This is a genomic window from Clostridium sp. ATCC BAA-442, from assembly GCF_964239415.1.
Taxonomy (GTDB): domain Bacteria; phylum Bacillota; class Clostridia; order Oscillospirales; family Oscillospiraceae; genus Flavonifractor; species Flavonifractor plautii.
Genome location: NZ_CAXSQB010000047.1, coordinates 13,499 through 23,973, shown reverse-complemented (window position 1 = coordinate 23,973; position 10,475 = coordinate 13,499). Strand labels below are relative to the sequence as shown.

10 protein-coding genes are annotated in these 10,475 nt (G+C 65.3%); all 10 read left to right on the top strand.

Translation table 11 applies throughout. The annotated features are described in order from the left end of the window. Positions 1-175 precede the first annotated feature (175 nt). The 10 genes from ACESY8_RS15895 (at position 176) to ACESY8_RS15850 (ending at position 10,436) form a co-directional block, all read left to right on the top strand. Positions 176-652, top strand: coding sequence for an LURP-one-related/scramblase family protein (locus tag ACESY8_RS15895; protein WP_007490093.1), 477 nt, complete (start codon positions 176-178; stop codon positions 650-652). Positions 653-739: 87 nt separating this feature from the next. Then, positions 740-1,522 (top strand): zinc transporter ZupT, encoded by a 783-nt coding sequence (gene zupT, locus ACESY8_RS15890; RefSeq protein ID WP_007490094.1) that lies wholly within the window; start codon positions 740-742, stop codon positions 1,520-1,522. Between the two features lie 20 nt (positions 1,523-1,542). Continuing rightward, complete coding sequence (locus tag ACESY8_RS15885; RefSeq protein WP_080568007.1) at positions 1,543-2,322, top strand: threonine/serine exporter family protein; 780 nt, start codon at positions 1,543-1,545, stop codon at positions 2,320-2,322. Continuing rightward, a complete protein-coding gene (locus ACESY8_RS15880) occupies positions 2,319-2,774 on the top strand; it encodes a threonine/serine exporter family protein (RefSeq protein ID WP_021630409.1) in 456 nt (151 codons plus the stop codon). Before ACESY8_RS15885 ends, ACESY8_RS15880 begins: the two co-directional genes overlap by 4 nt. Positions 2,775-2,789: 15 nt before the next feature. After that, positions 2,790-3,497, top strand: coding sequence for a YjjG family noncanonical pyrimidine nucleotidase (locus ACESY8_RS15875; RefSeq protein WP_007490099.1), 708 nt, complete (start codon positions 2,790-2,792; stop codon positions 3,495-3,497). A gap of 14 nt (positions 3,498-3,511) precedes the next feature. Continuing rightward, on the top strand, positions 3,512-4,432 hold the full coding sequence (locus ACESY8_RS15870) for a GDSL-type esterase/lipase family protein (protein ID WP_039996828.1): 921 nt from the start codon (positions 3,512-3,514) through the stop codon (positions 4,430-4,432). Further along, a complete protein-coding gene (locus ACESY8_RS15865; protein ID WP_009257317.1) occupies positions 4,429-4,902 on the top strand; it encodes a DUF4358 domain-containing protein in 474 nt (157 codons plus the stop codon). Before ACESY8_RS15870 ends, ACESY8_RS15865 begins: the two co-directional genes overlap by 4 nt. Positions 4,903-5,004: 102 nt before the next feature. After that, positions 5,005-5,490 (top strand): RNA polymerase sigma factor SigV, encoded by a 486-nt coding sequence (gene sigV, locus ACESY8_RS15860; protein ID WP_007490103.1) that lies wholly within the window; start codon positions 5,005-5,007, stop codon positions 5,488-5,490. A gap of 1 nt (position 5,491) precedes the next feature. Continuing rightward, positions 5,492-6,355: a DUF3298 and DUF4163 domain-containing protein gene (locus ACESY8_RS15855; RefSeq protein WP_054338847.1), complete on the top strand. Its 864-nt coding sequence runs from the start codon at positions 5,492-5,494 to the stop codon at positions 6,353-6,355. A 310-nt stretch (positions 6,356-6,665) separates the two neighbouring features. Next, on the top strand, positions 6,666-10,436 hold the full coding sequence (locus tag ACESY8_RS15850) for a M14 family metallopeptidase (RefSeq protein ID WP_498794857.1): 3,771 nt from the start codon (positions 6,666-6,668) through the stop codon (positions 10,434-10,436). The last annotated feature ends 39 nt before the right edge of the window (positions 10,437-10,475 follow it).

Below are 10,475 nucleotides of genomic sequence, written 5' to 3'. Positions count from 1 at the left end.
CGCCCATGGCGCGGCCCGTTTGCGCGTTTTGGGGCGGATGCGCATCCCCTTCTGGACAGGCCGCTTATTTCGTGTTAGGATTACGTGAAGAACATTCCGCCCGAATTTTGTCGGGCGATCCGCAACTTTTTGCAGGCTGCCCGCGTCTGTACGTTGGCACGGAAAGGAGGCCCAAATGCGCCTGTTGTTCAAGCAGCGGTTTCTCTCCTGGTTTGACAGCTATGACATCTATGACGAGGAGGGGCGCACCGCCTATACCGTGGAGGGCAAGCTGTCCTGGGGACACCGGCTGGAGATCTACGGCCCGGCCGGAGACCACCTGGGGACGGTAAAGGAAGAAGTGCTGACCCTCCTGCCCCGGTTCGCCCTCTATGCGGGGGAGGAATACCTGGGGTGCATCCGCAAGGAATTTGCCCTGTTTCACCCCCGGTTTACACTGGACTGCAACGGCTGGGAGGTGGAGGGCAGCTTTCTGGAGTGGGACTACGCCGTCACCGACCCGGCGGGGCGCACAGTGATGGCCGCGTCCAAGGAGCTGCTCCACTGGACCGACACCTATGTGCTGGACATCGCCCGGCCGGAGGACGCCCTGCTGTGCCTGATGATCGTGCTGGCCATCGACGCGGCCAAGTGCTCCGCCGGAAACGGCTGAACCGGCCGCCGGAGGAACTTGGTGCGGCTAAATCCCGGCCTGTGTGGAATAGTAGCTGTACCACACAAGAAATCGGGGTATGCTGCTATGCTGGAATCCGCCGCTGTCCGCGCGCTGTTGCTGTCCCTGGCCGCCGGGCTGTCCACCCTGCTGGGGGCGCTGGTGGTCTTTGCCGCCCGGAGAAGGAGTGAAAAGCTGCTGGCGGTCTCCCTCGGCTTTGCCGGGGGTGTGATGCTGGCGGTGTCCTTCACCGACCTGTTCCCCACGGCGCGGGAGCACCTGACTGCATCCCTGGGCGGCCGCCCGGGGGCGCTGGCGGCGGTGCTGTCCCTGGCCGCGGGCATCGGCTGCGCCGCCGCCCTGGACCACCTGGTTCCCCACGACGCCTTTGACGCCGACACCGGCGAGGCCCCCCACAAAAACCTGTTCCGGGTGGGCTTTGTGTCGGCGCTGGCCATGGCCCTGCACAACTTCCCGGAGGGCGTGGCCACCTTTCTGGCGGGGTATGAGGATCTGACCCTGGGGGTGAGCATCACCCTGGCCATCGCCCTGCACAACATCCCGGAGGGTATTTCGGTGGCCATGCCCGTGTGGTACGCCACCGGAAGCCGGCGGCGGGCCTTCCGCTGCACCCTGCTCTCCGGCCTGACGGAGCCGGTGGGGGCGGTGCTGGCCTTTGCGCTGCTGCGTCCCTTTCTCAACGGGCTGCTGCTGGGGGTGCTGTTCGGCGCGGTGGCCGGGATCATGGTCTATATCGCGGTGGAAGAGCTCATCCCCTCCTCCCGGCAGTACGGCCACGACCGGCCGGCCCTGTGGGCCACGCTGTGCGGCATCTGCGTGATGCCGCTGACCCATTTATTTCAAACCTGAAAAGGCGGGTGTATCCCACATTGGAGCTCGACTACAACAAGCTGCTGGACATGGTCAGTGAGATGGGCTACCGGCTCATGAAGAGCGGTGCGGAGATCTACCGGGTGGAGGAGTCCATTCAGCGGCTTCTCCAGGCCTACGGTGCCCCACGGGGGGAGGTCTTTGCCATTCCCAACTGCCTGATGGTCAGCCTGACCTCCCCCGACGGCCGGCCCGTGACCCAGATCCGCCGGATGCCAACCCACGGCACCGACATCTACCTGCTGGAGAAGTACAACGGCCTGTGCCGCCGCCTGTGCCGGGAGACCCCCGCCTTTGAAGAGGCGCTGGAGCAGATGGAGGCCATTACCCGCACCCACCGGGTCTACTCCCTGCCCACCCAACTGGCTGCCCACTTCCTGGGCTGCGGCATGTTCTCCCTGTTCTACGGCGGAACCCCGGCCGACGGGCTGTGCGGAGGGCTGTGCGGCATGGTCATCGGCCTTTGTATGGCGCTGATGACCCGGCTGGGCGCCAACCTGTTCTTCCGTACCATCGCTGGCGGCGCGGCCTCCGCCCTGGCGGCCGTGGCGCTCACCCGGCTTGGGGTGGGGCAGAACCAGGACCTCATCATCATCGGCGCGCTGATGGCCCTGGTGCCCGGCATCGCCATGACCAACGCCATGCGGGACATCATGGCCGGCGATATGGTGGCGGGCATCAGCAAGGCGGCGGAGGCGCTGCTCATCGGCGCGGCCATCGCTCTGGGCACCGCCCTGGCCCTGGGCCTGACCCGGATGGTGACGGGAGGCGCGCTATGAGAGAGGTCCTTCTTTATCTCCTGCCCTGTGTCTACGCCTTCCTGGCCTGCATCGGCTTTTCCATGCTGTTCAACATCCACGGCGCCGGCATGCTCATCTGCGCCGGCGGCGGGGCCCTGGGCTGGCTGTGCTACCTGCTCACCGGGCCGCTGGTGGGCAACGATATTATCCAGTCCTTTTTTGCCGCCCTGGTCATCTCGGCCTGGTCGGAGGTGATGGCCCGGCTGCGCAAGTGCCCGGTGACCAGCTACCTGCTGGTGGCCCTCTTTCCCCTGGTGCCAGGCGGCGGCATCTACTACACCATGGAACACGCCCTGAACGGCGACACCGAGCTGTTTCTGGACACACTGATGCATACACTGGGCCTAGCGGGCGCGCTGGCCGTGGGCGTGCTGCTGGTGGCCTCCGTAGTCCGCCTGTTCACCACCTACCAGTCCCGCCGCCGGGGCTGAGAGAGGAGAGATACCATGCCCCGCTATGAGGTTGTCCTGTTTGACGCGGATCATACTCTGTTTGACTTTGACCGGGCCGAGCGTGAGGCCCTCCGCCAGACGCTGGAGGAGGCGGGACTGCCCGCCGACGGGGAGACCGAGGCGCGCTACTTATCCATCAACCGGGCGCTCTGGAACCGGCTGGACCGGGGTGAGGTGCGCCGGGAGTGGCTGGTGGTAGAGCGGTTTGCCGCCCTGCTGCGGGCCCTGGGCCGGACGGGAGATGCCGCGGCCCTCAACCGGGCCTACCTGGACCACCTGGGGGAGGGCTCCTACCTCCTGCCGGGGGCTCAGGCGCTGTGCCGCGCCCTGGCCCCCCGCTGCACCCTGGCCATTGTCACCAACGGCGTGGCCCGCGCCCAGCGCCGCCGCTTCGAGGCATCCCCCCTGAACGGCCTCATCCCCTGGCTGTTTATTTCGGAGGAGCTGGGGGCCAGCAAGCCAGACTCCGCCTTTTTTGCCCCGGTGCTCCGTACACTGGGGAATCCAGACCCCCGCCGGGTGCTGATGGTGGGGGACAACCTCCTGGCCGATATCCAGGGGGGCATCCAGGCCGGGCTGGACACGGCTTGGTACAATCCGGGCCGGCTGCCCGGCGACCCCGCCATCGTCCCCACCTGGGAGGTGGACGGATACGCGGCGCTCCAAGCGCTGATTCTCAAAGAAGAAAAAAACAATATTTAATCGAGGTGTCCCAGTTGCCATCCCAATATCAGCCCAAACGGGCGCAAAACAGGCCGCGCAGGCACAATCCGCTGCCTCTGCTGGCGGCGGCCGCGGCGGTGTGCCTCGGCCTGATCCTGATCCCATCTCTGGGCCGTGCCCCAGAGGAGCCCACCGCCGCAGCGAGCCCGCCTGCGGCCGCCACTCCCACCCCGACAGCCGCACCCACGCCGGAGCCCACGCCGGAGCCCACACCCACGCCGGAGCCGACCCCTGCGGCCTTTGATTTCACCCAGCCCGCCCCTGCCGCCGAGGCGGTGGAGATGGATTACTTTGCCGATGCACTGTTTATAGGCGACTCCCGCACCGACGGCCTGCGCCTCTACAGCGGCATTAAGGGGGCGGACTTTTACTGCTACAAGGGACTGACCGTGTTCGAGATGGACGACCGCGCCGTGGTGGAGCTGGACGGCGGCAAGTACACGGTGGAGCAGGCCCTGGAGAAGGGGCCCCAATACGCCAAAATCTACATATCCCTGGGCATCAATGAACTGGGATATTTTAATGATGAGGCGTTCCACCAGACCTTTGGTGATTTCCTGAAGCAGGTTAAGGCCAGTCAGCCCGGCGCGGTGGTCTATCTGGAAAATCTGGTGCCGGTGAACGCGGAGAAGTGCGCCGCCAACAAGCAGCCTTACTATGTGAATAACGACCGGGTGGCTGCCTACAACGCCATTTTTCCCCAGTTGGCTGAGGAGTACCAGGTAGTGCTCCTGGACGTGGCAGACGCCCTCACCGACGAAAACGGTATTCTCCCCGCCGACGCCACCGTGGACGGGGTGCACTTTACCAAGGCATGGTACCAGAAGTGGCTGGCCTACCTGATGGAGCACACCGTGGATGCGGACTGCTATGCGGCGGGCCAGACCGCCGCGGAAGGAGCGAATGAAACATGAAATCCCTGTTGATCCGCCTGATGCCGGCGGCCCTGCTGTGCCTGGCCCTCACCGCCTGCGGAGGCGGCGGGGCGGTGGGCCAGACCCCCTATGACCCGGAGACGGCCGCCCAGGCCCTGCTGGACTCCGGCGCGTTCAGCGATGCCTTGGACACCGTAGACCAGGACACCGCCGCCGCCCTGTACGGAATTGATGCTGACACCATCACCGGCAGCGCCGTCTACACCTCCCTGTCCGCCGGGGCGGAGGAGATTGCAGTGCTGGTTCTCACCGATGAGGACGCGGCAGCGGCCGCCCTGGATGGGCTGGAGGCCAGGGTAGCCGACCAGAAGGCTGTGCTGGAGAGCTACCAGCCCGACGAGGTCTCCAAGCTGGACAGCGCCATTGTGGAGCAGCGAGGCAACTCCGTCCTGCTGGCCGTGGCCGCCGATGCTGAAAAAGCCCGGGCCGCCCTGGACGGGCTGGAGTAACCTGCGTCCCCCCAAAAAAGTGCCGGGTACCGGCACTTTTTTTCAAACTTTTTGGGCTGGTGCCGCGTCTAAGCAACAGAAGCAGGAAGGAGCGCCCGGACCTTGGAACAGACTGTCCGCCAGCAGTTGAGCGACTATATTGTGGCTCACCAGGAGGAATTTTACCGCCTGGCGTACAGCTATGTCAAAAACCGGGATGCGGCGCTGGACGTGGTGCAGGAGAGCATTGTCAAGGCTCTGGCCAAGTCGGATACATTGCGCAGGCCGGAGTATCTCAAAGCCTGGTTTTACCGCATCCTGCTCAACGAGAGTATGAATCACCACCGCCGCGCCAAACGGCTGGTACCCCTGGAGGACACCCTGCTGGAGACCCCGGCGCCCGCCCGGGACCCCGGGGAGAGGCTGGATCTCTATGACGCCATCGAGCGCCTGGACTGGAAGGAGCAGACCGTAGTGCGCCTGCGCTTTTTCGAGGACATGAAGCTGGAGGAGATTGCGCGGGTGACCAACACCAACTTGAACACCGTGAAATCCAGGCTCTATAAGAGCCTGCGCCGCCTGCGGGAGCTGACAGAGGAGGAGTGCTGATATGCCGGATATGTGGGAACGGGCCAGGGCGCGCCATGAGAGCACGCCGGTGCCGGAGGAGCTGGAATTTGCCGTAGCCTCTGCTCTGCGGGCGGGCCAGCGGCGGCTGCGGGGCCGCCGGGCGCTTCGCCGGAGCGTGAGCGGGGTGCTGGCGGGCTGCGCCTGCTTTGTGCTGCTGGTCAACGCCAGTCCGGCCTTTGCCCGGGCGGTGTCCGACGTGCCGGTGCTGGGCGGTCTGGCCCGGGTGGTCACCGTCACGGAGTACCACATCGACGAGCGGGAGCGCCTTATCGACGTGCGCCTGCCCGCCCTGGAGCTGCCCGGGGACACCGACCTGGAGCAGCGCATTAACCTGGCCATTCAGACCCGCATCGACCAGGTGCTTCAAGAGGCCGAGGACCGGGCGCGGGCCATCCGCGACGCCTATGTGGCCACCGGCGGTGCGGAGGAGGACTTCATCCCCGTCATGATCGATGTTGACTACGAGATCAAGTGTCAGAACGACCATTATCTGTCCTTTGTGCTCACCGAGACGGAAACCCGGGCCAATGCATACACCGAGCTTTATACCTATAACATTGACCTCCAGGCCGGGCGGGAGCTCACCCTCCGGGATATGCTGGGGCCGGACTATAAGGAACTGGCCAACGAGGCCGTGCGGGCGGGCATCGCCGCCCAGGAGGCGGAGAGCCCCGACAACATCTACTTCCACGGGGAGGAGGGGGTGGAGGGCTTCACCTCCATCGCCGATGACCAGCGCTTTTATATCAATGAGGCGGGCAATCCGGTATTGATTTTTGAGAAGTATGAGATTGCCCCCGGCTACATGGGCCAGCCGGAATTTGAGGTGCCCATGCCCAAGTAACCGGATGGGCCGCCGGAGCGCCGTGCGCGGGAGCTGATACAGCTCCCGCGCATTTTTTATTCCTGCGTGCCGGCACAGACAGGGTAAAAGACGCTGTGTATAAAATTGCAAAAAAATAGGCCTGTGTTGGAAAGGATATGAGATTGGATCGTAAAACAGCGGTTTATCCAAAGGAAAAGGGAGAAGAAAGCCGCCTGGTTATGCATATTTATGCTTGACAAATGGGGATCGCAGTGGTATCTTTTATACATAAATATTCGATAATATACGAATATTATACACTGCAAGAGGAAAGAGTAAGGTGAAGAGCATGAAGAAGCACAAAACACTCGGCAACGCGCTGTCCATGCTGACGGCATCGGCGCTGCTCCTGTCCCTGTGCGTCATCCCGTCTGCGGCCGCAGACAGCGCAGCGGCCCCCCCCGCGGTGTTTGAGAACACCAGCGGTGACGGCGGGAGCAACGGCATCTCCCTGTCCGCCGAGCGGACCTTCCAGGCCAGCATCCCGGTGGACATGACCGAGGCCGAGGCCAAGGAGGCCGCCTCCTCCGTGACCTGGACCCTGACGCCCGATGCGGACGCGCCGGATTACTTGGACGATACCCAGTTTCCCAACCAGACCGAGGGCGGGCCCCTGAGCGCCTGGCTGTGCCAGGACGGCGAGACCCCCTTTTTTACCGACGTGGCCACCGCCGCCGAGACGGTGGACGGCCAGGTGTACCTGACCGTCACCTTCGCCAACCAGTGCTACTTCGGTGACGATCTCAGCGTGCCCCACAGCAACGGCGGTTCCTATATGGATGTGTGCGGCTACTTCACGCTGTCCGCCGGGCTGGACGGCAAGACCCTGGGTGCCGTCGACCTGAAGGTGGCCCCCTATGACAACTTCCACACCATGGCGGAGATCTACGCCGAGCTGGACGCGCTGGTGGACTACGCCGCCGGCCACACCGACCTCTACGTGGAGCAGTTCTCCATGGGCCAGAGCCAGGGCGACAACGGCCTGGAGAGCCTGGATATGCCCTACCTGATCGTGGCCAAGGACAAGGCCGCGGTGGACAAGTGGCAGGAGATCAAGGCGGAGGCGGAGAGCGACCCCACCGCTCTGCTGAAGAAGCTGGAGAGCGGCGCCTTGGGCGACTACCAGGTGCCCGTCATGTACTCCAATATTCACGCCAATGAGGTGGCCGCCAGCGACGGCATCCTGGCCTTTGCCTGGATGCTGGTGGAGACCGCGGCCTCTGAGAGCGGCACCATCGACTACGACAAGCTCACCGGCTTCACCGCCGCCGGTAAGGCCGAGCTGGCCGAGCAGATGGGCCCTGCGGGTGAGGAGGGCTCCGTGGCCGTCCCCGACCTGGTGGCCGATGACGCCACCTACCTGGGCTACATCAAAGGCGAGAACGCCGACGGCACCACCGCCTCCATCTCCACCCAGGTGGAGCTGGAGAAATACTATACCATTGACACTGTGACGGTGGACGTGGACGAGCTGCTCTCCGACGTATTCTTTATCATCGTTCCCGAGGAGAACGTGGAGGGCCGGACCTACCTGACCCGCACCTCCTCCGGCGGCTTTGACCTCAACCGGGACAACTCCTTCCAGACCCAGGCCGAGACCCAGAACATGGCCAAGCTGATCGCCGAGTGGAACCCTGTCAGCCTCACCGAGTTCCACGGCCGGGTGCAGGCCTTCCAGTGCGAGCCCTGCGATCCCCCCCACGAGCCCAACTTTGAGTACGATCTGCTGGCCGAGCACCTGATGGGCGGCGGCGAGGCCCTGGGCATCGCCGCGGTGGCCAACAACGGCGGCCACAACAGCTACGTCATCCCCCAGCGGGACTACCTGACCTACACCGGGGCGAAGACCGCCGACGGGGACGACCAGACCCAGTGGCTCGACCCCTGGGACGACATGTCCACCAGCTACACCCCCCAGTACGCCATGCTCCACGGCACCGTCTCCTACACTGTGGAGGTGCCCGCCTATGACGACTACATGGTGCAGGGCGTCGCCTACGGCCAGCTGGGCCAGTCCGTCTACATCGCCGAGCACAAGGACGGCTACCTGACCAACCAGACCAAGATCTTCGAGCGGGGCGTGACCAACGCCAACTCCGACGCCTACGAGCTGGTGGGCCAGTGGTTCTGCGACCAGTACGACGTGGAGGGCGCGGAGGCCGACCTCTTCCGGCCTGAGTACGACGGGGAGGGCCAGAACGGCAACTTCTACCCCGAGTGCTATATCATTCCCATGGACGGCGTCCACCAGTCCAACCTCCAGGCCGCCGCCGAGATGATGGAGTACCTGACCCGCAACGGCGTCCAGGTCAGCCTCACCGACCAGAGCTTCACCTACAACGGCGTGGAGTACCCCGCCGGTACCCTGATCGTGTCCATGTACCAGGCCAAGCGGAGCGTGGCCAACGGCGTGCTGTACGACGGCACCGTGATCACCGGCTGGCCCGTCCTCTACTCCGAGGGCATCACCGCCTTCGACAAGGTGCGGGGCTTCGACATGGTGGTGTGCGCCGAGCCCGCCGCCTATAAGACCATCTCCGCCGCCTGCGGCGACGTCCTGGACTACGAGGAGACCCTGGATTACGTGGCCTCCCTGACCTCCTCCTTCTCCGGCGTGAAGGACGCCCAGGTGGTGCTCATGAACGCCTCCGAGGACTCCACCGCCGCCGTCAACGCCCTGCTGAAAGCCGGCAAGTCCGTCTCCCTCATCACCGAGGGCCAGTACGAGGGCAGCTTCCTGGTGTCCTACGCCGACTGGCAGAGCGTGGCGGGCGACTACCTGCTCTCCGGCGTGGGCGTGACCGACGCCCCCGCGGCCCTGGCCATTCCCAAGGCCCCCGTGGTCTACATTTCCGGCAAGCCCGCCGACAACGACAAGGGCTTCGTCAAGACCACCCTGGTCAGCGGTTCCTACGAGTACAACTACGACCGGCAGGCCATGCGCACCCTGGGCTTCACCGTCACCGACGACGCCTCCCAGGCCGACCTGATCATCGGCGCGGCCGCCCTGGACGAGCAGGCCCTGGCCGCCGTCAAGAGCGGCACCCCCTACATCGGTTACGGCTCCAAGGCCATGAAGTCCGCCGTCTCCCTCTTTGACGAGGGCGCGCTGGTGCGGGAGACCGTCAGCCCCAACGCCATGGACGCCCTGGCCTATGTCACCTACCCCACCGACAGCCTGATCACCGCCAGCTATGTGGCTGAGGGCGATGACCTCCTCTACGGCTACGGCGCCGGCTACTTCGCCGCCATCCCCGCCGGCGCCCAGGTGCTGGTGCAGCTGGACGGCTCCAAGGAGCTGCTGGAGGGCTTCCTCCCCGCCGACGGCGAGCACTTCGACGACTTCCTGGACGACTCCATCCAGGCCATCTCCTACCAGGGCGCGGGCGCGGACAACGCCCAGTTGGACGTGGTGCTCTTTGCCAACACCCTGACCAACAAGACCAACCAGCGGGATGAGTACAACTTCATCTCCAACGCCGCCTGGGCCGCCGTGCTGAACGACACCGGCTACTCCGACGTGGCCCCCAACGCCTGGTACGCCGCCGACGTGGCCGCCGTCACCGGGCAGGGCCTGATGAACGGCGTCACCTCCAAGGCCTTCGGCCCCAATGTGACCACCACCCGGGGCATGCTGGTCACTGTCCTCCACCGCATGGCGGGCGAGCCCGCCGCCTCCGCCTCTGCCGGCTTTGCCGACGTGGCCGCCGGCTCCTACTGCGCCGCCGCCGTGGATTGGGCCTATGAGGCCGGAATCACCTCCGGCGCCAGCAGCACCGGCTTCGCCCCCAACAGCGCCCTGACCCGGGAGCAGGCCGTCACCCTGCTGTGCAACTACGCCAAGGCCCAGGGCCTGGACGTGAGCGCGGCCGCCGACCTGTCCGGCTACCCCGACGCCTCCGCCGTGTCCGCCTTCGCACAGGACGCTGTGGCTTGGGCGGTGGACGCCGGGCTGCTCACCGGCACCGGCGCGGGCACCCTGAACCCCCAGGGCACCGCCACCCGGGCCGAGCTGGCCGCCCTGCTGGTGCGGGCCGAGGCCCTCTTCACCGCCGAATAACCTCCACATAGGCTGGGGGGGGGGGGGGGGGGGGGGGGG

What these genes read in the sequence shown, in the direction of transcription:
- ACESY8_RS15895 (WP_007490093.1), top strand. Translation starts at nt 176, where the DNA reads ATGCGCCTGTTGTTCAAGCAGCGGTTTCTCTCCTGGTTTGACAGCTAT.
- zupT (WP_007490094.1), top strand. Translation starts at nt 740, where the DNA reads ATGCTGGAATCCGCCGCTGTCCGCGCGCTGTTGCTGTCCCTGGCCGCC.
- ACESY8_RS15880 (WP_021630409.1), top strand. Translation starts at nt 2,319, where the DNA reads ATGAGAGAGGTCCTTCTTTATCTCCTGCCCTGTGTCTACGCCTTCCTG.
- ACESY8_RS15875 (WP_007490099.1), top strand. Translation starts at nt 2,790, where the DNA reads ATGCCCCGCTATGAGGTTGTCCTGTTTGACGCGGATCATACTCTGTTT.
- ACESY8_RS15865 (WP_009257317.1), top strand. Translation starts at nt 4,429, where the DNA reads ATGAAATCCCTGTTGATCCGCCTGATGCCGGCGGCCCTGCTGTGCCTG.
- ACESY8_RS15855 (WP_054338847.1), top strand. Translation starts at nt 5,492, where the DNA reads ATGCCGGATATGTGGGAACGGGCCAGGGCGCGCCATGAGAGCACGCCG.
- ACESY8_RS15850 (WP_498794857.1), top strand. Translation starts at nt 6,666, where the DNA reads ATGAAGAAGCACAAAACACTCGGCAACGCGCTGTCCATGCTGACGGCA.